Genomic DNA, 24159 nt, shown 5'->3' with positions numbered 1-24159 from the left:
TTTTGTTAGTCTCTAGCCGGTATTTATAAAGAGAAACCTTATATGAAACTTTCAAAAATTGCTTCTATGCTCATCATCGCTGGCACAATAACCGCTTGTGGTGGCAACAACATCGAAGTAACACCGTCGGCAAGTGTTAACTTATTACCCGAATATCAAGACCGCTTAGATATATACAAAACCGTTACCCTAACAGCTGACTTATCGCATCTATCAGCTAATCAGAAAAAAATGTTGTCTTTACTGATCGAAGCTTCAGACATTATTGATGATTTATTCTGGCAACAAGCTTTTGGCCAAGATAAAACCAGTTTTTTAGCTTCAATCAGTGATGAAAAAGTCAGAGAGTTTGCTCGTATTAATTACGGTCCTTGGGATCGATTAAATGGCGATAAAGCTTTTCTAACTAATACAGCAGCTAAAAATCATGGCGCTCAGTTCTATCCTAGCGATATGAGCAAAGCTGAATTTGAAAAAGCAACTTTTGATGACAAAAATGGTTTGTACTCACTGGTACTGAGAAACAAAAATGGCGGTTTAAGTACTATTGCCTTTTCAGAAGCCTATAGTGATGAAATTAATCGCATTGCGGTAATTTTAGAAAAAGCCGCCACCTTTGCTGATGACAAAGAATTCGCCAACTATCTTAATATGCGCGCTAAAGCAATACGTAATGATGACTTTCAAGCATCTGACTTTGCTTGGATGGACATGAAAAACAATCCCATTGATATTGTTATCGGTCCAATTGAAACCTATGAAGATCAACTTTTTGGTTATCGGGCTGCGTTTGAATCTTACGTACTGCTCAAAGATATGTCATGGAGTGAAAAGCTCGCTAAATACGCCGCATTTTTACCTGAATTACAACGTGGTTTACCGGTGAGTAAAAAATATAAAGCCGAAGTTCCTGGCTCAGATGCTGACTTAAACGCTTATGACGTTATTTATTATGCCGGTCATGCAAATGCCGGTGGTAAAACCATTGCGATTAACTTACCAAACGATGAACAAGTACAATTAGAAAAGGGTACACGCCGCTTGCAGTTAAAAAATGCCATGCGAGCAAAGTTTGATGCCATTATGAGCCCAATTGCCGAAACATTGATTGTGCCAGAACAACGTAAAAACGTCACTTTCACCGCATTCTTCGCTAATACGATGTTTCATGAAGTGGCGCACGGTTTAGGCATTAAAAATACCATTAATGACAAAGGCAGTGTACGCCAATCATTAAAAGAACATGCTTCAGCGCTTGAAGAAGGCAAAGCAGATATTCTAGGCCTATACATGATACGTCAGTTGCTTGCCAAAAACGTTATCACTGAAGGGACCTTAGAGGATTATTACACAACGTTCTTAACCGGTATATTCCGCTCGGTGCGCTTTGGTGCAAGTTCAGCTCATGGTAAAGCCAATATGGTTAGATTTAACTACTTTGCTGAACATGAAGCATTCACGCGTAATGAACAAGGCTTATATAGCGTTAATGTTGATAAAATGACCGCCGCTATTGATTCTTTATCTGAACTTATTTTAACACTGCAAGGAAACGGCGATTACGATGGTGTTGATAAGTTAGTCGCAAAAAGTGGTGTTATTAATAGTAATTTGGCAACAGATTTAGCCAGCTTAGAAACGGCAAAAATTCCTGTCGACATCACTTTTAAACAAGGTAAAAAAGTACTTGGCTTAAATTAACTTGCCTGAAATTAACTTGTCGTAACTAAGACTTGTTACTTTTCGAATTGTATTTACAAAGGCTGAACATATGTTCAGCTTTTTTTTTGTCCTATAAGTAATACCAAATGTAATAAGTTATTGACCAATTTTAAGCGAGGATAAATTGTTCAAGAATACATGTTTATTGTTCCAGACTAAACAAAAGTACCTGCATATATGGACCCACTCCGTTTGCAAGACATTTAATCGTTATGTAAGAGAAAATCATTGCTCTCATATATCCGGCCTGTTTATGAAGGATTTTTACCTTCTGGCCCCGATGGTTGTTTGCGCTCACACTCCTCATCATCCCTCCGGCTTTTTTATTAGCCAATGCAGGTACCAGGTTTTGTGCAAGCCAGTCTGACTATCTTACCATCCGATTAATTTATCTTTTGCAACTGAAGTAAAAGGGTTTTACTGTTATCTCATCACTGAAACCAATCTAACTTGCTTCAGTTTTGAGCTTTATTTATATAGCCGGGCGATAACTTTCCCCCTTCGCCATTATTACCCAAGCCATTCTTGCTATTTTATTCGCCACAGCAACGCATGCTTTGTTGTGTCCTCGTCGGGATTTTAACGCTTGTGCCCACAAACTAAATCGGTCAGTTTTGTTTTCACTGTGCCTTAATACTGCCCGGGCCCCGTGGATGTATAGTGTTCTTAAATAACTATTACCGCGTTTACTTATACCGAGTAAGGTGGCCTTTCCACCCGTTGAATGCTGCCCAGGAACAAGCCCAAGCCATGCCGAAAAATGTCGACCATTTACAAAGTCTTTTCCATCTCCTGCAGCTGCATAAGTAGCGCTAGCTGTGATTGCTCCAATACCTAATATTTCATCTAAGCGAACACATATTTCATTTTCTTTATTCATCGTGTTTAAGCGAACTTCACACGCTTTAAACTTCACTTCTGTGACTTGAAATTCAAGCCATAACTCATTAAATATCTCCCGACTTAAATACGTTAACTCATTTGTCGCATCCTCTAAAATATCCGGCAGTTCATTGCGAATTGCAGAAATACCTTTATTGATGACAATGCCATATTCTCCTAACAAGCCTCGTACCTGACTTGCTAATGCTTTACGTTCTTTCTTTATGCGTTCACGTTGTCGATGGAAGTTTTGAATATCTTGTTGTTCTATCGATTTAATTGGCACAAACCTCATGGTCGGGCGTTGCGCTGCCTCTGCAATACCTTCGGCATCGTTATAATCATTTTTATTGCCTTTAACGAAGGGGTTTACATATTGAGGCGCAATAAGTTTTACTTGGTGCCCCAATTCAATAAATTTTCTAGCCCAGTAGTTCGCACTGCCACAAGCTTCCATTACAATTAGGCAAGGCTCTAATGTTGCCATGAAACTCAACACTTGTTTTCTTCTTAATTGTTTCTTTTTTACAAATCGCCCATTTTTATTCACAGCGAACATGTGAAAAATTGATTTTGCAATGTCTAAACCGATTGTAGTAATCTTCATGTTGATCCACTCCGCTTTTATAAATGATTGTTATCACTTTCATTTTGGCCCTAAAGAGGCCTGAAATAAAGTTGGAGTGGGTCCATACCATTATCCCTGCAGGCAAGGCGTTTGATTGATTAGGGCATGGATGCCCGTAAGTAGAACAATGCAGGAGCAATTGTCGAGTAATAGCGGGCGTGTGTGATTGAAAACAACGCAGTTATTGACGATGTAAACCGCCTTAAAATGATCGATTATTTATTTCAATTGGTATTACAAGTAAGTTCAATACTTGAATAAATAATTATTTTACATCATAGTGGTCCGATGTGTTAGCGGTAACAATAAATTAACCTCAACTTTTATGGTGCTATGTGAAAACATTTGATTTTATAATAATTGGCGGTGGCTCAGCTGGCTGCGTGTTAGCTGATAAATTATCAGCGAGTGGTGAGCATAGTGTTTGCCTATTAGAAGCCGGTAAAGCCGACAAAAACTGGTTAATTCATCTACCTATTGGCATAATAGCCCTATTGCAAAGTCGCACTTTAAATTGGCAATTTAACTCCCATCAAGAAAGCACGCTAAATAATCGAGAAATATTTACGCCTCGTGGCAAAACGCTCGGTGGTAGTAGTTCGATAAACGCCATGCTGTATGTTCGAGGTCAGAAACAAGATTACGACCACTGGCATAGTTTAGGTAACCCAGGCTGGAGCTTTGATGAAGTGTTGCCCTACTTTAAAGCCCTTGAACATCAAGAGCGTGGTGCAGACGATTTTCATGGTGTCGGCGGTGCGCTTAATGTTGCCGACTCAGTCTCAAAGCCAGCGATTAACCAAGACTTCATTGAAGCGGCAATCACAGCAGGTTTCCCAGAAAACAATGATTTTAATGGCGCATCACAGGAAGGCATTGGCTACTATCAAGTCACTCAAAAAGAGGGTTTAAGACACAGTGCAGCGAAAGCCTTTTTAACGCCTAATTTATACCGCAGTAATTTAACGGTTATTACCCAAACCCAAGTCGAAAAAGTAGTGATTAAAAACGGCATTGCCACAGGTGTTATATTTAAACGCCGGGGTAAAGTTGAGCAATTATCCGCGAGCCGCGAAGTTATCGTTAGTGCGGGTGCTATAAATTCACCACAAATATTGATGCTTTCTGGCATTGGCCCAAAAGCGGAATTAGCAAAGCATGATATTGAGCTTATACAAGTACTTGAAGGTGTAGGTAAAAATTTGCAAGATCATGTAGATGTGCTCACCGTCGCACAACATAAAAGAACCGAATTATTAGCCTATCGCCCGAAAGCTATTTGGTGGGGCACAAAAGAAGCATTAAAATTCATCACCAAACGTACGGGCTTGTTAACCACCGTTATTGCAGAAACGGGTGGTTTTATCAAATCAGAGCCAGCATTGTCAGAGCCTGATTTACAATTGCACTTCGTACCTGCCGCGATGGATGACCACGGCAGAAATCATAAATTACTATGTACCTATGGCATATCCCTCCATGTTTGCTTGCTGAGACCCAAAAGTCGTGGCACGGTGACACTTAATAGCAATAAAATATCTCAACATCCGCGTATTCAACTGAATATGTTAGACCATCAAGATGATATTGATATCATGATCAAAGGCGTAAAAATTGCTAAAAAAATCTTATCATCTCCACCATTATCCTCTACGCACATAAAATATATCTTCCCTGATGAACATTGCAGTACAGATCAAGAGATTCACCAATTTTTAAAAGAAAAATGTAATACCATTTATCACCCTGTTGGTACCTGTAAAATGGGTCAAGATGAATTATCGGTAGTCGACGAGCAATTAAAGGTTCGAGGAATTAAGCAATTGCGTGTTGTAGATGCCTCAATAATGCCAACGCTAATAAGCGGTAACACTAACGCACCAACGATGATGATTGCAGCAAAGGCGGCCGATATGATTTTAGCCGATCACAATTTATCTTCAGCTAACGCGAATAAACATAACTAATGTAACTAAAGTAAAATAACTAAACTTTTTTGAAACGATAACTCACTTTACTAGGTCAATTGAGATAGGACATCATTTATTAAATGGGTAACTCAATTGATTTATTTTCAAATTTTTAGCAAAAAGGCCATCTCTGTCACATTGCTTGCATTATATATTTTTTCAATCAATGTTAATGCAGAAGAAATTACAGCAGTTGCGCCGCAAGCACCTACTTGGGAACTTAAAACCCAATCTGGAGACGTTATATCTTCAGCACAATTAGACGGGAAAGCGACAATTTTACATTTTTGGGCGACTTGGTGCCCTTATTGTAAAGTACTTCAACCTAAACTTGTTGAGCTTGAGAAAAAATATCAACACCAAGGTGTAAAACTTGTTGCTATTAGCTTTAATGAAGATGACGGCGCTCTGCCGCAAGATGAGTTAGCCGCAAGAGGCTATAGCTTCCCTACTGCCGTTAACGGCGATGAAGTCGCCATGCTTTATGGAGTAAAAGGTACTCCGACCACTTATTTCATCAATAAGAACAAGCAAGTAATATTCAAATATACTAGCTCTGACATTTCAGACCCGCGCCTTGAACTCGCTGTTAAAGAGATAGTTAAATAATGAGTTAAATAATGAGTTAAATAGTGAGTTAAATAGTGAGTTAAATAACAAGGCCAAATAGTAGAGTTAACACCAATACTGAATTATAAATGTTGAAAATAAATTATCTCAATTGTAGAGCTTGCGCTGGGTGAGTCAAAATTAACTAGCAGCGCTTAATTGATATAATTGTTTTTTATACTGACGCTTTTGCTTTGGCTCATGCAACCAAGGGAGTGCTTTTTCCAAAATTGAAATTGCTTGTTGTTTATTATTTTGCAAAAGATAAACTTCATGCAATTCAAAATAAGCTTGCTTAACATAAGGGGCTAGCTTAATCACCTGACGATAAAAGCGTGCAGCATCATCATACTCACTTTTATATCTCGCTAATTGGGCTTTTTCAAGCCAATGATACGGATTTGGATCATAAATATGCTCAATACGAGATTTAATGTCTTGTGCTTCTTTTAGCTTACCTTGTTTAATCAATAAGTTAACATAATTATCTAAAACGCTGATATTAACATCACTACTTGTCATTGCCGCTAGATACAAACGTTCTGCACTTTCTTCATCGCCTTTTTTCTTATGTAATAAAGCCAATAAGTTGATCGATGAAACATTGTTTTCATCTAATAAATAAGCATGTTTTGCATAAGAAAACGCGTTTTCGTAATCTTTGCTAATGTAAAATTCAGCCGCTCTATTGACATAATACATCGCCAAAAATTTATTAGAATTTACCCTTTTTGAGCGAATATTATCGTCTTGAGGAAAGTAATCGATAACGATAGCGGGACGGTTAAGATAAATGTAATCATCTTCAGCGACAAAACTAGGATCATACAACAAAGACTGGACATGACTTGACGACAGAATAACGTTACCGTGTTTTTCATAAATAGGTAGCGAGTGCATTTTTTGGTAGTCCATATCAACGCCAACGAGTCGAGAAAACGCCGTGGTTAATATCGCTAAACTCATACAATTACCACTATCTTTAGCCATTGCTTCACTCGCTGTATAAGTTTTTCCGTAATACGTAAAGTTAGACAAATGATTTTCTAAAAAGTGTTGAACCCCTTCATGCGGCAAATAACCTCGCGCTATTCGTTGCTGATAATAATTTAAAAATTCTTGTTGCTGTTGCGCAGTTAGTGCAAATAAATCCGCTTCAGACACTACAGGTTTATTTGCTGGGAATAAGCTCGTATTCAAGTCAACTCTTGTGTCCTGCACTTTTTCACGCTCAACACTCGTGCACCCTAAACATGCCACAAGTAAGAACACCAACAAGCATTTTATATATTTCATGTTCAAATCCTTCTGTTCTAAATACAATTAACGTCAGCAAATAACGTCAGCAAATAACGTCAGCAAATAACGCCAGAATATACGAAAGAGATCGTAAATAACTTTATAAACTATCAAACAACTTGTCGAGTATTTATTAATCGTGAAACTGTACACCATAATTAAATGAGGTGTAATCGCTACATATTTCTCGATATTAGTAGGGTTTTAACGACGATAACGAACCACTCATCGAATTTTTTAATCATCCACTTGTACCTATGTCGAGTGCAACATAGAATCAGTAACAGCTTCATTGTGATATATCACTTTGAATAAATCTTATCAGCCCTCTGGGTAGAAACTAAGCAGGTCATTTAATGAAAATTCGCTATCTCGCACCATTGGCAATTGCCATTGCATTAGCCGGTTGTCAGCAAAATATTGCATCAACTGATGTCGCAAAAGTAGAGCAAGTAGAAAGTACCGCCAACAATCCATTCTTTTCTGAGTACGATACACCTCATGGCATACCACCATTTGATAAAATCAAAAAGAGTGACTATTTACCCGCGTTTTATCACGGCATTGCACAAAAAAAACTTGAAATAGATGCGATTACAAGAGTTAGATCACGCCCTACTTTTGAAAACACTCTTGTGGCGATGGAAAAGTCTGGTGATTTTTTAAATAAAGTCAGCACAACCTTCTACGGTTTAATCGGCTCAATGTCAGATGAAGAAATGCGTGCCATAGCAAAAGAAATTTCACCTAAGCTTTCTGCTTTAGGCGATGATATAGCGCTGAACAATGCTTTATTTATGCGCGTTAAAGAAGTTTATGATAATCAAGAAGTGTTTAATTTACGCACAGATCAAAAGCGTCTATTAGAAAAAACCTATAAAAGCTTTGTTCGAGGTGGTGCTAACCTAAATGATGCTGACAAGTTAACATTACGAGAGTTAAATGAAAAACTTAGCGGCTTAAGTTTAAAGTTTGGTGAAAACCTTCTCGCAGAAACTAACGGCTTTGAAATGGTGATTGACAATAAAGCTGATCTTGATGGTTTACCTGAAGACATCATTGCTGCGGCAAGCGAAACAGCAACAGCTCGCGGACACGAAGGCAAATGGGTATTCACCACTCATCGTCCGAGTAAAAACCCATTTTTAACTTATTCAACTAACCGTAAGCTACGTGAGACTATTTATAAAGGTTACACTCAGCGTGGTAATAATGATAACGCCAATAACAACCAGGCAATCGCTAGCGAAATAGCAAGTTTACGCTTTCAAAAAGCCCAGTTGCTAGGCTATAAAACTCACGCACATTTTGTGCTAGAAAATGCCACAGCAAAAACCCCTGAAAATGTTTTTGAATTATTAAATAAAGTTTGGCCTGCTGCATTAGAACGTGCAAAGGAAGAGACGGCAGATATTCAAAAAATGATCGATGCGCAAGGTGGCGACTTCAAAGTAGCCGCATGGGATTGGTGGTACTACTCTGAAAAAATTCGTAAACAACGCTTTGATATTGACGCCTCAGAAACGAAACCTTATTTTTCACTTGAATCGACCTTACAAGGTGTTTTCTTCACCGCTGAAAAACTTTGGGGTGTTACTTTCAAGGAACGTGACGACTTACCTAAATATCACCCAGAAGTACGTACCTTTGAAGTGTACGACCGTGACGAAAGTTACATTGGTGTATTCATGACAGATCACTACGTACGTGAAAGCAAACGTGGTGGCGCTTGGATGAGCAGTTTCCGTAAGCAATATCGTATGAATGGTGAAGATGTCACCCCGATCATTTACAACGTATTGAACTACCCTCGCCCTATTGGCGATAAACCAACACTATTAACCTTTGATCAAGCATCAACCTTATTCCATGAATTTGGTCATGCTATTCAAGGCTTATTATCTGATGGTTATTACCGTTCTCAAACCGGTACAGCATTACCAAGAGATTATGTTGAATATCCTTCACAAGTAATGGAAAACTGGATGACAGAGCCTGAAGTTTTAGCCAATTTTGCTAAACACTATCAAACCGGTGAAGTTATTCCACAGGCCCTTGTTGAAAAAATTCAAGCTTCAGGCAAATTCAATCAAGGTTTTGGTACCACAGAATATTTAGCTGCAGCATTACTTGATATGAGCTGGCATTCATTAGAAACAGCCGAACTGCAAGATGCTAATAATTTTGAGAAAAATGTCTTAAAAGAAATAGGTTTGATAGCGCAAATAGCCCCAAGATATAAAACAGGCTATTACTCACATATCTTTTCTGGTGGTTATTCAGCGGGATATTACGGCTATATATGGTCAAATATCTATGACGCTGACACCTGGTTAGCATTTAAAGAGAATGGCATATTTGATCAGAAAACCGCTGACTTATATCGTAAGCATGTATTAGAAAGTGGTGGCACAGACGACCCTACAATTATGTACCGTCGCTTTAGAGGTCAAGACCCCAAAGTAGAACCTTTGCTTGAGCGTCGTGGCTTATCGAGTAAGTAAGTTTTTACACCATAAATACAAAAGGGTCGCTAAATAGCGACCCTTTTTAAATCTATCAAATTAATATTATTGTAAATACATACTGCCTTCAAAAAAAGCAAATACCGTTTCGAATGCACTTTCCTGATATTGCTTTAAACCGGTATCACGAAAATCAATATCGACTTGGCTACGTGTTAGCGCTTTTTTGATAAAAGTACCCGATAATATTTCCACAGGTAAATCTTTAATCAATTGAATAGCGGCTTCTAATTTAAAGCCAACCGGACCGCCCGAAAACTTACCTTTTAAAGCACGTCCTCTGATCACTACCTTTTCAACTTTGTAATCTTCCATCAGTTTGGCAAAAGCAAACTGAAAACCTTGAACTTGTTCTGCATCACCAGCATCAACAAGACTAATTTTTTGTACGCGCGTATTTGGTATGTCGTACAACCCATTTTCCCGCGACATGATACAAATAATTGCATCGTTACCTTTTAATTCAACACCACATATCTTCATAAATTAACCTCGTTACTATAATGTGCATTATTATAAAATAGTTTTGCTTTAGCTGCAGTGTTTTCATGCATTTAAAGTTAAGCTTTTAGCATAAACCGCTTTAGTTAGTTATATCTTTTGCCAACGTAATACCATTAAGTTTGGCAAACGCTGTGTAATCTGCCACAGCATTAGGATTAGCTCTATTTATTTGGCAAACGCCCCGCTGGTATTGATAGCTAAAAACATCAAACCAAAGATCGAGTAAATCTGCATTAGTTTGCTCACCCGCTAAAGACAAAACCTGTGCAGCGACTTCAGCTGTCGCTAGTTCAGTATTATTAGCCGCTAAGCGAATTTGATAACGTGAGCTGAGCTCTGTCGAGTCTTCTGGTGTTTTTGGGGTAAATGACACCACAGGCAAGTTTTGCAAATAAGGGCTGCGGCGAAACATTTTTTTAGCTTCTCGCCAGCTCCCATCAAGCATAATAAATAACGGACGTTTGCCTGATGTAAGCGTAATTTTGTTATCGAAAATTTCGCGTTCATCGCCTGCATAAGCTTTTGGAAAAACGACCATAGGTTGCCACATAGGATTGTTTATCAAGGTAATAATATCAGGGTTTACTTGGGTTCTAGACCAAAGAAAGGCAAAGCTGTCGGGTATCAAATCTGCAATTAACTTACCGGTATTACTCGGTTTTAATACTTCAGTATCGTACATCAACATCAAAAAACCGGCTTGCGAGCTAACCTTAGGTGCCAAGGCACAAATACAAAATGGCTTTGCTAAACGACATAATTCACAACGAACAACTCGCTGGCCTCTCGACTTGTATGTGGTGGTACTTAGGCTTTTACGATATTGGTGAAGTTGCTGTACTGCGTGCATAAAGAGTATGTCAGGACTATTGAGGGCGCCACTTTAACGTGCAGCTGTTGTATTGGCAATAAAAAAGCGCAACCCAAGTTCGGCTACGCTTTATCTGCTATCTACCCGCAAGCTATTAACCTGAGGAGTTACAATAATTTAAATCTTATTATGGTGAGACTTTGCGCTCGCCGTGATGAAATTATAATTCGAAATTTCATCAATACTGTCTTTTAATTGCTCTTCCATTTCATCAATCACGATTATTGACTGGCATAAAGCTTCACCGCGCTTTTCTATTCCTTCACTACGAACTTCCATTTCGTTGCCAATGAGTTCGCCAAAATCATCCATTTTAGTTTCAAACGCATCCATATCGCCACCCGAAAATAGCATTTCTTGGCCTACTGCAATCATTAAAGTACCTAAAGAATTTTTAATGGTACTTTCTACGGCTGATTCAATTCGTTGCTCAAAATCTTCACCAAAGAAGTCTTTGCCAGAAAAACCTTCTTCGTCAATATAGAAGCTATTTTGTTTGCTAAATTCAGCGTCCACTTCACCACGAATACTGGTTAATTGTGTTGTTAAATCAGCGCTAACGTTATTCCCTTCACCTAACAACTCGTTAAAGGCCAAGTTAACCCCGTCAATGGCTAAATCAATTGCGTCTAGGGCAATGCTTTTAACTTCTGGCACAACATCGCGAATATGCGTTGAATAATCACCTAATAATGATTTTTGATGAGATGTTAAAGCAATTTCTTCACCTTTAATTATCAAAGTATCATTGTTGGTTATGATATAAAGTGGCGATTTATTTTTAGAAAAAATGATTTCTTTAGCATTGATATTAATGCCGCCATTTAAGTCAACATTACATGACTCACTAGAAAAAGAGTTATCGTGTGCATAACTCGCTGAACTTGCGATAATTAGTGCTGTAGCAATCAATGTTTTCATCTTAATCTTCCTTTATAAATTTAGCGTCTCTAGAGCGATTTTAATATCAACAAACCACCTGTTAACGTTATTGTTTACAAGTCTAATGCCAAAATTAAAACTTGTTTAATATCAATAATTAAGAGGAATTATTTCATTTAGAATAAAATTAATAAGACTATAATTTAGTGAGATAATTAAATTTATGGTTAATTTAACAATTGATACTTTAAGAGGACAAATACAGTTACAGGTAATTTAATCGCTGCATTTCAAACAATCGTGATCGGCAACGGGCAAACTCAAAGTTGAGTTGTGTACCTTGGTAAAGCTCAGCAATATCAACATCAGCGGCAATAATTAAGCGAATGCCTCTATCGTAAAATTCATCGACAAGTGCAATAAATCGTCGAGCCTCATCATCTAGCCCTCTTAATTGTCCCATCACCACACCACTTCTTTGGTAGCCATCTTCAACACCTGAAAATACCGCAGGAATTAATTTACCGCTAAATTGCGGCACGTTACTTATCAGCACCGTGGCATAGTTATCTGCTAACTTAATATAATCCCTTTGGCTTCTAGGACTTGAGCAAAGTGTCATAAAATCAAACCAAATAGTTTTATCACTACAAGCTAAAAAATTAACGACCCTACCATGAATAATAATGCTGTCTTTGTAGCGAATATTACCCGTAGCTAGCTGGGTAAAGTAATGTGATAAGAAATTACTTTGTGCTTCAACGCCAATATGAAAGTCTCGATATTTACGCTCTGGGAGATCCGTCATTAATAATCGATGATCGTGTGGTCCATCAATAGAGATGATCTGGCAATACTGATGAATAATATCAATGGTGGGTAAAAATCTTGCGCGTTGTAAGCCATTTTTATATAACTGATCTGGCGGACAATTTGACGTTGCTACCAAGGTTATACCGTTTGAAAGCATAGCACGGAGTAAGCCTGCTAATAACATGGCATCGCCAATATCATTAACAAAAAATTCATCAAAGCATAGTACATCAACTTCCGTAGACCAAGTTTCTGCAATCAACATTAGCGGATTATCTTTACCGCTAATGTCTTGCAACGTTTGATGCACACTTTCCATGAAATGGTGAAAGTGAATGCGTCTTTTACGGGTTATGCTGAGCTGTTGATAAAATAAATCCATCAGCATGGTTTTCCCACGCCCTACCCTACCATGAAAATAGATCCCTTGAATGGGCTCGTATTTGGAGAATAGATTTTTTATCTTGGAAACTAAAGATGTTTGGTCTTGTGCGAGTGTTAATTTTTGCGACAGTTCATCTAACGCAAGGGCAGCTTTGTATTGTTCGGTATCTTGTTTTAGTGTGTTCTGCTCAACAAGTTGTATATATTGATTAATTACTGACATTATATTTATTTACAGGCACAAAAAAGGGCAGACTAAGTCTCCCCTTTTTTTAACACATTTAATATTTAAGCTAGCATAACCAGCTAAGAAATATTAATTAAAGTGCTACGATGTTCTCAGCTTGAGGACCTTTTTGACCTTGAGTAACAGTAAACTGTACTTTTTGGCCTTCAGCAAGAGTTTTGAAACCGTCGCCAGAGATTGCTGAGAAATGTGCGAAAACGTCTGGACCAGACTCTTGCTCGATGAAACCGAAGCCTTTAGACTCGTTAAACCATTTTACTGTACCAGTAGTTGTATTAGACATTGTATTATCCTATTTATTCGTAATTGATGCCTCAAAAATAAGGCGGTGTTGCCGAGAGTGTTGCTATTACTTATTAAACAGGACGAGCTACTTACTAATATAACTTCGAAACTTTGTACATAAATATAGGTCTTACTTTCTAGCTGGGACATATTCTATATACTTTCTAACAATAGTCAACCCATTTAATTTAAAAGTCTCCTTTATATTAATAAAAAACATTTCTACTACAAAATTAAGTGCGCTGATTTCGTTAAACCGCGAGCTTCTTCATAGCCTTAACCGGCTTTCACGCTCACCGTGTTATTAGTATCTCGGCTGCGTTTAATTAAATCGTCGCCCACAATAGCGTGCTTTGATTTAGCTAATCGGTCGTAAAGCAAAACGTTAACGCTGGCGGCTAAATTCATGCAGCCTATCGTAGGTACATAAACTACGGCATCAGCACGGTTGATAACCTCTTGAGCTATGGTGCCATCTTCTGGGCCAAAAATATAAAGCGCATTCTCTGGGTGTTCAAACTCAGGTAAAGGTATTGCGCCCTCAACTAAGTCTACACAAACTATACGTTGCTCTGGCGCTAAATCACTGATCAATGACTCAACCGCATTTAAGGGAATTTTACGTGAAGCATCTTTAGTATCTGTATGAAACTTTGCAGCTCGGGCATATCTAACACCGGTATATCGCACTTCATTCGCTTGATAACAACCAGCGGCTCGCATAACTGCACCGACATTTGTTGGGCTTTTAGGATCAGTTAGCCCTATGACCACATGTTCAGTTTTTAAATTCATTTTTATAGCACTCAAAAGTTTTACACCGCAATAGCGGGCAATTTTGCGCTGCCAGCGAAAAGACTACAAGAAAATTTTTACCGTATGAGTGCTTAAACTGCTATCACAAAATTTTTCGGCACCCATTAGGAAGTTATCTGATAGCATCACACCTTAAGGTTTTAAACTCAGTCAACTTAGGTGTATTTAATGAAAGCGAAAACAAACATTTTAACGTTAATACTATCCAGCAGTGTTTTTTATTTTGCAAATACGGCAACCGCAGCGAGCGAAGCGCCTTTAGTGTCTATCGACACACATAATAGTTTCTTTAACAGCATAAAAGCTCATTGTGATAAAGCCTTTCAAGGTCAGGTCACCATAGACAATGCTAGCGGTGACGGCTTTGCTAACAAAGATCTCATCATGCACATTCGAAAGTGTTCTGATGAAAAGCTCGAAATTCCTTTCCACGTTGGTGATGATGCCTCAAGAACTTGGATTATCACTAAAACAGGTTCAGGTTTATCTTTAAAGCATGATCATCGCCACCGCGATGGTAGCCATGATGAAAGCACTATGTATGGTGGTCACACCATTGACGCTGGCTGGGCGCAAGTTCAGTCTTTTCCTGCTGATGAATATTCAAAACAATTGTTTGTTAATACCGGTATTCCACAGTCAGCTGGCAATACATGGCAAATGTTTATCTACCCTGAAAAGTTTACTTATAGGTTAATTCGTCAAGGTCGTGAATTTCGTGTTGATTTTGACTTATCAGCGCCGGTAACACCGCCTGTTGCACCTTGGGGTTATAGTGACGAATAGTAGACAGTGTAAATATACCCATTAAAAATCATGCAAGCAGACGAAAAAACACCGCTACGCTGACATAATTAATTACATTTGATACCGCTGATAAGCGGCTAGAAAGTGAACTTTGAAATGTCATTTTAGTCCAAAGATGAGTCGTTATTTTATCTATAGATTTTAGCTATTACATCAGAGGAATATCATGAAAAAAAATATGTGTCGCGTTATGTGTCAGGTATTGAACGAAAACAAATCTTTATTATTATTCGTTAGTTTAATGCTAGTTTTTCGCAGCGCCGTGGCAGATTGGAATGATGTTCCAACCGGTTCAATGAAACCCACCATTGTCGAAGGCGACCGCATTTTAATTAATAAAATGGCTTATGATTTAAGATTACCATTTAGCCAATACTCACTGTTAAAGTTCGCCGATCCGGTACGAAATGACATTGTAATTTTTGAATCAGAAGCGGCAGAAAAACGTCTGGTAAAACGCATTATAGGTGTGCCGGGCGATACGGTATCACTGCATAAAAATAAATTACTGATCAATAACAAGTTCGCTAACTACAAGCTTATTTCTGAGCACGATAATTTTATATTGAGTGAAGAACATATTGCCGGTCAAAGTCACTTAATTCGCACTCAGTTGAAACCAGGTGATTCTGCAAGCTATCAGCTAGAAAGTTTTCAGCCAACAACAATACCCGAGGGCTTTTATCTGGTAATGGGAGATAATCGCGACAACAGCGCTGACTCTCGTGTCATCGGTCTAGTGCCCCGTACTGAAATTATTGGGCGGTCAACCATGGTGGCTTTTTCATTAAATTATGATAATTATTTAATACCGCGCAGTGAACGTTTTTTAAAATCAATGTAAAGTCAATTTCAAATAGTCACTGTAAATAAGACTTCCGGCGCTGAACTAATAAACTTAATGGTTAGTGACGGATAGACACGATAACGGCGTAAAATATCAATTTTTCGCCGTTACTTATAGCTGCCAATAGTAGCTCCAAAATATTTCTCTATAGATGTAAAGTTAACCCATGCTTTAACTTGTTGTTTTCTCCAAAGCCCATTATGATTCCTGCACTATTAACATGTTAAACAATAAGTAATGACTTTATGACTTTCTCTACATTTTCAAAGATATCAATTACTGCACTGATGATTGCTAGTGCTTCAGCTTCTGCCACTATTGTCGAATTTACCACCTCACAAGGTACCTTCAAAGTTAATCTGCACGACGAAACAACGCCAGAAACCGTGACTAATTTCCTAAAATACATTAATGATGGTGATTACGACAACACTGTTGTACATCGTGTTGTGCCTAACTTTGTTATGCAGGCAGGTGGCTTTGAATTTACTGGTGACTTTCCATTAAACGCCATTGCAACAGACAGTGCGATTAAAAACGAACCCGTATATTCAAATGTTCGTGGCACTATCGCTATGGCAAAACGCAGTAATAGTGTGAATAGCGCTACAAGTCAATGGTTTGTTAATTTATCTGATAATACTGAATTGGATAATAACAATGGGGGATTTACTGTTTTTGGCGAAGTAATCGAAGATGGAATGACTACAATTGAAACAATAGAATCAGTTTCTACATGTAATATAAACCCTAATATAGACGATGCATTTAACACTGTTCCAATGCCAAACTATAGTGCTGCACAATGTTCAGATGCCAATTTTGTTCCAGGGGTTGAAAACTTTGTCACCATCGAAAGTGTGGTTATCATAGATACTAGCGTAAATACCGCTGATAGCTTAGCCGCAGTTAAAAACACCTCTCAAACACCAACTACCCCTGAGCCAGAAAAATCTAGTAGTGGTGGTTCTATAGCTTGGTTTAGCTTAATGTTTACCGGCTTAATCGCATTAAGAAGACGCTTTAAATAATCGCACTAATAATTAATACGTATAAGAAGTAGCTGTAACTTTCAATGATAACTTTCAATGGTAAGTTACAGCATTTTTACAGCTTTACTCATTACTACGGACCTAGATATTGTAATATTGATTTTGTCTTGAACTCCCCCTCCCTATATCTAGCTAATAGCGAAACGAATTCAAACCACTAGGGTCAATATCGGTTTGCTGACCAGAGATAATATCAGCAAGTAATTTCCCTGAACCACATGCCATTGTCCAACCTAATGTGCCATGCCCAGTATTAGTGAATAAATTACTAATTTTAGTTTTACCTATAATTGGCGTGCCGTCTGGGGTCATTGGACGTAACCCGGACCAAAATTCTGCTTTTGTTATATCTCCAGCTTGCGGAAATAAATCCTCAACTACCATGGCAATAGTCGCCTTTCTTTTTTCAGGTATAGCTAAGTTAAATCCTGATAGCTCTGCCGTGCCTGCTACTCTGATACGATCATCAAAACGAGTTAATGCCACTTTATAGCTTTCATCCATCACGGTTGATACCGGTGAAAGGTCCGCATCGATAATAGGCACGGTAAGTGAATAACCTTTAACGGGATATACGGGTAAATTAATGCCAAGCGGATGTAATAAATTCGCCGAATAACTTCCCAACGCGACAACATATGCGTCAGCCTTAAGTTTTCCTATAGAGGTATCAACGCTGGTTATTTTATCTTTTTCGGTTAATATTTTATTTACTTGAACGTTAAATTTAAATTCCACACCCGCTTTTATTGCTAGCTCAGTAAGTTGCTGACAAAATTGATAGCAGTCTCCTGTTTCGTCGTCAGGGAGATGTAAACCCGCCACTATTTTATCTTGAACTAACGCCAATCCTGGCTCTTTTTGAATGCAATCGGCGACGTCCAGTAGTTGAAAGCGTGTACCGTAGTCGGTTAATAATTTCATATCTTTTTGCACGGCATCAACTTGAGACTGCTGACGAAAGACTTGCAGCGTCCCTTGCTGACGATCTTGATACTTTATAGCGTGATCTTTACGTAAATCTAATAAGCATTGGCGACTATAATTTGCGATGCGCAGCATTCTACCCTTATTAGTTTGATAGCTTTTATCATTGCAGTTTTTTAACATTGCCATTGCCCACAGGTATAGTGCTGGCGAAGTGCCGGGCTTTACAACCAGTGGAGAATGTTTTTGAATTAACCATTTAAGCGCTTTTAAAGGAATACCAGGCCCTGCCCAAGGGGATGAATAGCCATAAGAAATTTGACCTGCGTTAGCAAAACTGGTTTCTTTGGCACTTCCCTGCTGTCGATCAATAACTACAACTTGATGACCTGCTTGGGCTAAGTACCATGCCGATGTTAGTCCAACGACACCTGCGCCTAAAACGATAACTTTCATAAATAAAGCTTCAACATGTCTAAAGAGTAAATTTGTCAGGATAATGCAAAAATAGACTATATTTAGCAAACGATAGTTATTAAACTCTGCCTTTAGAATTTCTAAAGGCTTGATACATTTATGGCAATAAAAAACAGTCTATTTTCTGGTTTAGTGACTTTTGAGATAGCTGCAAAGCTTGGCAGTTTTACGCAAGCTGCGAGTTATTTACATATCACCACAGGGGCAATCAGCCAACAAATAAACTTATTAGAAAGCCAACTTTCAATTAAACTATTTGAAAGGCACTCCCGTGGAATTAAGCTAACCTTCGCTGGCCAGCAGATTTATCAAGTAGTAAAAAACAACTTTTATGAAATAGAAAGTCTTATTACTAAATTACAACAAGGCCAATCACAAGACGGTGACATAAAGCTAAAACTTACGCCCTCTTTTGCCTATAAATGGTTAGTTCCACGCCTGCAGAAATTTTATACCCTTTATCCAAATATTAATATTCAAACCTTCGCCGAAGGCGCTTTGGTTGATCATCAAGACGATAACTTTGATCTTGCTATAGATTATGGACAATCACCTTATGCGAATAAAACCGCTGAATTAATATTGCCTGAAAAACTAATCCCTGTGATGAATCCTGATTCTTTTCAACGCTTTGACTGGCAAGATAGTTCATCAAAAAATCAACAAAAAATTTGGCAGTCTGTGAACTTGTTACATGATGCAATGCCATGGCGACATGCTAAGAAAAATGCGGAATGGGCATATTGGTTTACTGAAATGAAAATAAAAGCAGACAGTCATCGAGGTTCTTTTTTTAATAGAACTGATATGGCAATGGCAGCAGCAGAAGCTGGTTTAGGTATCGCCTTGGCTCGATATGCCTTAGTGGAGGATGACTTTAAGCAAGGCCGTTTGGTAGCACCTTTTAAGCCCATTGAAGCTAATGCCGGTTACTACCTTATACAACATCATTCATCTACTGCAATTGAGTGCTTCAAGTCGTGGATAATGACAGAAACAGGCTAACTTTATGGATTAAAATACCGAACGCTACTTTTGTTATGTAATTGCGCATATTTTATAACGAGTAATGTCCTGTTCATTGAGCATACTCTTTACCCAGACTTAACGCATTATCAGCAATCCGTAATTGCCGCTCACACCATAAATCGATTAACAATCGTGATATTGACTCTCTCCTTGGGAGCTTAGGTGCATCACCTTCATCTCCCCACTCACTAAAGTCTGCTAACTGCTGAGCAGTAAACCAATCAGCACTGCGTAACTCTGCTTCTTCCAAGCATAAATCCATACCCTGTGCTTGGGCAATAAAACCTATCATTAAAGAATTTGGAAATGGCCAAGGTTGTGAGTCAATAAAACTAACGCTAGAAACGGTAACGCCAGCTTCTTCATAAACTTCTCTTTTAACCGCTTCTTGCAGTGATTCACCAGGGTCTACGAAGCCTGCAAGCGTGGAAAAAACTTGCTCAGGCGTTCTATGATGCTCGGCCAGTAAACAAACTGCAGGACCGGATTTAGGTTGATATTCAACTAACATAATAACAACAGGGTCAGTGCGAGGAAAATGCTCTTTTTGACAACTCTCATTTTCACAAACTAGACGATGACCACCATCCATAGGCTTTGTTTTGCTACCACAGTGCCCACAAAATAGAGCACTTTTCTGCCAGTGTATTAAGGCTTTTGCATAACTTAAAATAGCGGCTTGTTGAGGGCAAAGTAACGACAGTGAACGCCTAAAATCAATAAATTCTACCTTATCAAAAGCTATTTTACCCAGCCATGGTGTGATCTCGATATTAGACATTGACGATAGATCACAAACGAAATGGGCAATATCTTCATTTGTGCCTAAAAAAGTAATCGGGCTTTCACTGATAACGTCTGTAAATGCTAGAGTATTTGAAAAATCTACATCTGTATCTACGGCACATTGTTCAGTAAACACACATATTTTTTCATCAATATAAAGGTAATTGCCACGCCAATAAAAATAGAAACGGCTATCTACAGCGCTTAGTTTTTCTTGTAGCCAGGTCTTACTTTTCCTTAACGTTGATGCGCGATCAAGTGGCATCTGACAAAACGTCAACTCATTATCCATGCTTGTTTCCTGTGCGTTTTTATATATCTATTAGTCAATTTTCTGTGAATTAAATAAAGTTAACTTGTTGAATAGTATTAATGATCCACTTTTCCGCGTAATACTTTATTTGAACTGGTCTTTTTCTTTGAATCTAAACGCCTAAGGTTTGAGCCTTTTGTCGGCTTGGTGGGTCTTCGCGCTTTCTTTACTATCATTGCAGAGTTAATCAGCTCTTTGAGTCGCTTTAACGCGTCGTCTTTATTCATTGATTGTGTCCTAAACGACTGTGCTTTAATAATGATAATGCCATCACTTGAGACCCGACTATCTGAGAGTTTTAATAGCCTATCTTTGTATATGGGAGGTAAAGATGAACGCTTGATATCGAAACGCAAATGAATTGCGGTTTCAACTTTGTTGACTCGTTGGCCTCCGTTTCCGGTGGCTCTGATCCCAGTAAGTTCTATTTCCCAATCAGCAATAGTGACATTGTTGGAAATTTCTAGCATATAACCTCTAAAAGCCGATTTTAATAGTCTGTATATTAAGGCTATTTCCTTGCGATGCCAAACTAAATGGCGGTTTATTGATGCCAAGCGTTAGAAAACAAGCAATAAAAAAAGGAGGCTTTCACCTCCTTATCAGAATTAGATTAATGTAATAGTAGATTAATTAAGGTTCATTTCTTGAACTTTTTCGTGAGCAATTTCGGGTGCTGTTGTTACCGGTTTGCTATGTAAATTAGCCTTTAGTAAACCTTTACGATGCTTCAATGCCGCATCCAATTTTTTTACCCCTGTGGCAATGGCAGGATACATCACACTATCGTGCGCTGATACCGACATACGGCCACCCTCATACGTAGTTCGAATTTCGATATTATGTTTGTGATGTTCGTAGGATAAAATAATGTCTAGTGAAATTAAGGTTGGAAAATGTGTGGCTATTTTTGAAAACTTTTCATGGATATGTTCTTTAATTGATTCTGTAACGTCTACATGGTGACCTGAAAGATTTATTTTCATAAGGTGTTCCTTTTTATTAGCTACTCATATCAATCTTGGGCCTAAATAATAAAAACGCAAGTAATTTACAGTAAATATAGTAATTATTTTAATTAATTTGTGCTAGTTAGATATTGATCAATACGAGTATTCATTTATAAAACTTACGACGCATTAAGATCAAACAACATAACTGTTTGATTAGTATCCGCTAAGATGATGTGTTTATCAAAATTGAAACCTAGCCGTTGCAACAAAGTTTTAGACGCTTCGTTACCCGGATTACATATTGCTTGCAGATGCTTAATGGCTAGTTGAGTATCAGCATAATGAATTATCGCTTGTGCAGATTCAAAACCAAATCCTTGCCTACAATACTTAGCGAAAAATGCAAAACCAATTTCAGGATAGTCAATGCCATCTCTTTTGGTTAAACCCGATATACCAATGACTTGACCATCATCTTTTTTAACACAGCAGTAAAAACTAAAACCAAACTTTGCCTGCATAGCTAATGGGCCATTGTTGATATAATGTAGAGCATCTTGCAGGTTTCTTACTCCTTTATCTCCAATATTTTTAATAAATGACGCTTCATTTAATAATGCTAAAATCATCACTGCATCACTAGTGTTAAGTAGTCGTAGCTTCAATCTAGCTGTATCTAAAACCAAATGACCTCCAAGCGTTAAAACTTATACTAATAACACCAATTTCTGTTCGCTTAATACAGATTAAATAGCCAACCACTGCTTACAAAGTGGGCCGCATAAGTGATAAAATTGACATCATTAACAAATTTAAAAACATAATGTTATAAAAAATAGATCTAAACTAAAGCATAATACTTTTCACTGAGGTATTGAAGTTAGCATTCTAAAATAATGCAGACTTATTTATCATCTGCTATTTGTAGATTTATTTACCGTATTAAATCGATAAACTATTAAACAATACAAGCATTTCTCAATATGATTCGGTTATAATCTCTATTCAGTTATTATTTATGTTTGGCTATAAAAGAGATTTTTGAATGTTTGATGATATACGTCCTTATCGTGATGATGAGGTAGTTGCCGTAATCGAAAAGTTAATTAACGAAAAAGGCTTACAAGCTTCGATCGCCAGTTTAAAAATGCCACGCTTATATCAAGCTCTGCCGCAACTTGCTTGCACCATTGTTAAGTGGTCGCTAAAGTTTCGCGCGCAAAAATTTCACAATATTGAACAAATCCAAATTGAAGTTGCAAAATACTTACATCATTTAATCAAAAAAAGTACTGACGGCTTTAGCTATAGCGGCATGGACAATTTTGATAACACCAAACCTGCACTGTTTATAAGTAATCATCGTGATATTGTTTTAGATGTCGCCTTAGTGAATTTAGCTTTATACAAAAGTGGTATCAGTACGGTAGAAGCGGCAGTAGGCGATAATTTATTGCATCAACCTTGGGTGGCCGACCTAATGCGTATTAACAAGAGCTTTATTGTAAAACGTAACGAAGAAAATAAACGTGCGATGCTTAATGCGTCTAAACAATTATCTGCCTATATTCATGATACGGTTGCTAACCGAGCACAAAATATTTGGATAGCACAACGTGAAGGACGAGCCAAAGATGGCATAGACAAAACTAATTCAGCGTTAGTTTCTATGCTTTTACTGAATAAAGATAAACAAACTCCTATAGCAGATTACTTAGCGGAAATTAACATAGTGCCGGTATCAATTTCTTATGAGTTTGACCCCTGCGATAATGACAAAGCAATCGAGCTTGCTGAAAAAGAAGCTACCGGCTGTTATCAAAAACAAGAAGGCGAAGACTTAAAAAGTATTACACAAGGTTTAATTGGCCAAAAAGGCCGAGTACATATTGAGTTTTGTCAGCCGATACAGGGCGATTATGCCGACAGTAAAGCCATCGCCGCTGCCATCGATAAAGAGATTATTAGTAACTATAAATTATACGACAGTAACTTAGTGGCACACGCAAAGCTTAATCAGCAACAAACTGACGATACAGTGCTTGAACAACTTAACAAACGTATGGAAAACCTGACGGCAGAGCAGCGACATTGGTTATTAACCATGTATGCTAACCCTGTGGCTGCAAAGCAGCAGTTAAAGCTATAATTAATTTAAAGTTCACATCACTTAACATGCCTATATTGTTCGAGAGATTGAACATGAAGGTTTGGTTTAATTAGCGTATTTATTGGCAACATGGATATTAGCGACATAGATATTGGCGACATAGATATTTGCGACATAGTTGTTGGATTAGTTGTTGGAATCATTGTTAGGATAGCTGTTGGCGTAAATGCCAACCGACAAGTGACGTATAGCATTACTAAAACTAAGTCAGTAAAAATATAAAAGGGTCAGTCCTTAAACCAAAAAGCCGTATTGATTAAATACGGCTTTGTTGTTTTCAGTTCAAGATATTACATCATTATTGCTAATGCTAACCAATAAGCAGTAATACCAATTGATTTAATGAATCGATCAATTTTAA

The 24159-nt window shown here is 37.9% G+C and carries 22 protein-coding genes; 9 read left to right on the top strand and 13 right to left on the bottom strand.

Annotation, left to right across the window (positions count from 1 at the left end):
• The first annotated feature begins 42 nt into the window (after nucleotides 1–42).
• A complete protein-coding gene (locus tag A3Q33_RS14595) occupies nucleotides 43–1701 on the top strand; it encodes a DUF8614 domain-containing protein (protein ID WP_081180577.1) in 1659 nt (552 codons plus the stop codon).
• A 493-nt stretch (nucleotides 1702–2194) separates the two neighbouring features.
• Here the strand turns inward: A3Q33_RS14595 and A3Q33_RS14585 are convergent, their stop codons facing one another.
• Nucleotides 2195–3211 (bottom strand): IS110 family RNA-guided transposase, encoded by a 1017-nt coding sequence (locus tag A3Q33_RS14585; protein WP_081180575.1) that lies wholly within the window; start codon nucleotides 3209–3211, stop codon nucleotides 2195–2197.
• Nucleotides 3212–3567: 356 nt separating this feature from the next.
• Between A3Q33_RS14585 and A3Q33_RS14580 the strand changes: the two genes are divergently transcribed.
• Together A3Q33_RS14580 and A3Q33_RS14575 are read left to right on the top strand one after the other, a co-directional pair.
• On the top strand, nucleotides 3568–5199 hold the full coding sequence (locus tag A3Q33_RS14580; RefSeq protein WP_081180574.1) for a GMC family oxidoreductase: 1632 nt from the start codon (nucleotides 3568–3570) through the stop codon (nucleotides 5197–5199).
• 96 nt (nucleotides 5200–5295) lie between these two features.
• The gene (locus A3Q33_RS14575; protein WP_231295700.1) at nucleotides 5296–5811 is read left to right on the top strand and encodes a TlpA family protein disulfide reductase; all 516 of its coding nucleotides are present in this window, start codon (nucleotides 5296–5298) and stop codon (nucleotides 5809–5811) included.
• 141 nt (nucleotides 5812–5952) lie between these two features.
• On the opposite strand, the gene A3Q33_RS14570 is transcribed toward A3Q33_RS14575, so the two are convergent.
• A complete protein-coding gene (locus A3Q33_RS14570) occupies nucleotides 5953–7107 on the bottom strand; it encodes a tetratricopeptide repeat protein (protein ID WP_081180573.1) in 1155 nt (384 codons plus the stop codon).
• Between the two features lie 359 nt (nucleotides 7108–7466).
• On the opposite strand from A3Q33_RS14570, the gene A3Q33_RS14565 reads away from it, so the two are divergent.
• Entirely contained in the window at nucleotides 7467–9614 is a 2148-nt protein-coding gene (locus A3Q33_RS14565) for a M3 family metallopeptidase (protein WP_081180572.1), read from the top strand.
• A gap of 66 nt (nucleotides 9615–9680) precedes the next feature.
• On the opposite strand, the gene A3Q33_RS14560 is transcribed toward A3Q33_RS14565, so the two are convergent.
• From A3Q33_RS14560 to A3Q33_RS14535, 6 genes are all read right to left on the bottom strand, one after another.
• Nucleotides 9681–10118, bottom strand: a complete 438-nt coding sequence (locus A3Q33_RS14560; protein WP_081152557.1) for a DUF3010 family protein — start codon at nucleotides 10116–10118, stop codon at nucleotides 9681–9683.
• Between the two features lie 100 nt (nucleotides 10119–10218).
• On the bottom strand, nucleotides 10219–10989 hold the full coding sequence (locus A3Q33_RS14555; RefSeq protein ID WP_081180571.1) for a tRNA-uridine aminocarboxypropyltransferase: 771 nt from the start codon (nucleotides 10987–10989) through the stop codon (nucleotides 10219–10221).
• 138 nt (nucleotides 10990–11127) lie between these two features.
• Nucleotides 11128–11931, bottom strand: a complete 804-nt coding sequence (locus tag A3Q33_RS14550) for a DUF2884 family protein (RefSeq protein ID WP_081180570.1) — start codon at nucleotides 11929–11931, stop codon at nucleotides 11128–11130.
• Nucleotides 11932–12157: 226 nt separating this feature from the next.
• Entirely contained in the window at nucleotides 12158–13312 is a 1155-nt protein-coding gene (gene zapE, locus A3Q33_RS14545) for a cell division protein ZapE (RefSeq protein ID WP_081180569.1), read from the bottom strand.
• A 97-nt stretch (nucleotides 13313–13409) separates the two neighbouring features.
• Nucleotides 13410–13619: a cold-shock protein gene (locus A3Q33_RS14540; RefSeq protein ID WP_077287100.1), complete on the bottom strand. Its 210-nt coding sequence runs from the start codon at nucleotides 13617–13619 to the stop codon at nucleotides 13410–13412.
• Nucleotides 13620–13897: 278 nt separating this feature from the next.
• A complete protein-coding gene (locus A3Q33_RS14535) occupies nucleotides 13898–14416 on the bottom strand; it encodes an RNA methyltransferase (protein ID WP_081180568.1) in 519 nt (172 codons plus the stop codon).
• A 189-nt stretch (nucleotides 14417–14605) separates the two neighbouring features.
• Here A3Q33_RS14535 and A3Q33_RS14530 point away from each other — a divergent pair, with 189 nt between their 5' ends.
• From A3Q33_RS14530 to A3Q33_RS14520, 3 genes are all read left to right on the top strand, one after another.
• Nucleotides 14606–15223: a hypothetical protein gene (locus A3Q33_RS14530; protein WP_081180567.1), complete on the top strand. Its 618-nt coding sequence runs from the start codon at nucleotides 14606–14608 to the stop codon at nucleotides 15221–15223.
• Nucleotides 15224–15410: 187 nt separating this feature from the next.
• A complete protein-coding gene (gene lepB / locus A3Q33_RS14525) occupies nucleotides 15411–16088 on the top strand; it encodes a signal peptidase I (RefSeq protein ID WP_231295699.1) in 678 nt (225 codons plus the stop codon).
• Between the two features lie 248 nt (nucleotides 16089–16336).
• The gene (locus A3Q33_RS14520; protein WP_081180566.1) at nucleotides 16337–17122 is read left to right on the top strand and encodes a peptidylprolyl isomerase; all 786 of its coding nucleotides are present in this window, start codon (nucleotides 16337–16339) and stop codon (nucleotides 17120–17122) included.
• A gap of 153 nt (nucleotides 17123–17275) precedes the next feature.
• On the opposite strand, the gene A3Q33_RS14515 is transcribed toward A3Q33_RS14520, so the two are convergent.
• Nucleotides 17276–18526: a D-amino acid dehydrogenase gene (locus A3Q33_RS14515; RefSeq protein ID WP_081180565.1), complete on the bottom strand. Its 1251-nt coding sequence runs from the start codon at nucleotides 18524–18526 to the stop codon at nucleotides 17276–17278.
• A gap of 120 nt (nucleotides 18527–18646) precedes the next feature.
• Here A3Q33_RS14515 and A3Q33_RS14510 point away from each other — a divergent pair, with 120 nt between their 5' ends.
• A complete protein-coding gene (locus A3Q33_RS14510) occupies nucleotides 18647–19552 on the top strand; it encodes a LysR substrate-binding domain-containing protein (RefSeq protein WP_081180564.1) in 906 nt (301 codons plus the stop codon).
• Between the two features lie 73 nt (nucleotides 19553–19625).
• On the opposite strand, the gene nudC is transcribed toward A3Q33_RS14510, so the two are convergent.
• From nudC to A3Q33_RS14490, 4 genes are all read right to left on the bottom strand, one after another.
• The gene (nudC, locus tag A3Q33_RS14505; protein ID WP_081180563.1) at nucleotides 19626–20654 is read right to left on the bottom strand and encodes an NAD(+) diphosphatase; all 1029 of its coding nucleotides are present in this window, start codon (nucleotides 20652–20654) and stop codon (nucleotides 19626–19628) included.
• Nucleotides 20655–20731: 77 nt separating this feature from the next.
• Nucleotides 20732–21145, bottom strand: coding sequence for an alternative ribosome rescue aminoacyl-tRNA hydrolase ArfB (gene arfB / locus A3Q33_RS14500; RefSeq protein ID WP_081180562.1), 414 nt, complete (start codon nucleotides 21143–21145; stop codon nucleotides 20732–20734).
• A 159-nt stretch (nucleotides 21146–21304) separates the two neighbouring features.
• On the bottom strand, nucleotides 21305–21661 hold the full coding sequence (gene hpf / locus A3Q33_RS14495) for a ribosome hibernation-promoting factor, HPF/YfiA family (protein ID WP_081180561.1): 357 nt from the start codon (nucleotides 21659–21661) through the stop codon (nucleotides 21305–21307).
• Nucleotides 21662–21804: 143 nt separating this feature from the next.
• Entirely contained in the window at nucleotides 21805–22314 is a 510-nt protein-coding gene (locus tag A3Q33_RS14490; protein WP_081180560.1) for a GNAT family N-acetyltransferase, read from the bottom strand.
• A 359-nt stretch (nucleotides 22315–22673) separates the two neighbouring features.
• On the opposite strand from A3Q33_RS14490, the gene A3Q33_RS14485 reads away from it, so the two are divergent.
• Nucleotides 22674–23777 (top strand): 1-acyl-sn-glycerol-3-phosphate acyltransferase, encoded by a 1104-nt coding sequence (locus A3Q33_RS14485; protein WP_081180559.1) that lies wholly within the window; start codon nucleotides 22674–22676, stop codon nucleotides 23775–23777.
• Nucleotides 23778–24159: the final 382 nt, after the last annotated feature.

The organism is Colwellia sp. PAMC 21821, from assembly GCF_002077175.1.
In the GTDB taxonomy this organism is placed as follows: domain Bacteria; phylum Pseudomonadota; class Gammaproteobacteria; order Enterobacterales; family Alteromonadaceae; genus Cognaticolwellia.
This window is presented reverse-complemented; position numbering and strand designations above follow the sequence as displayed.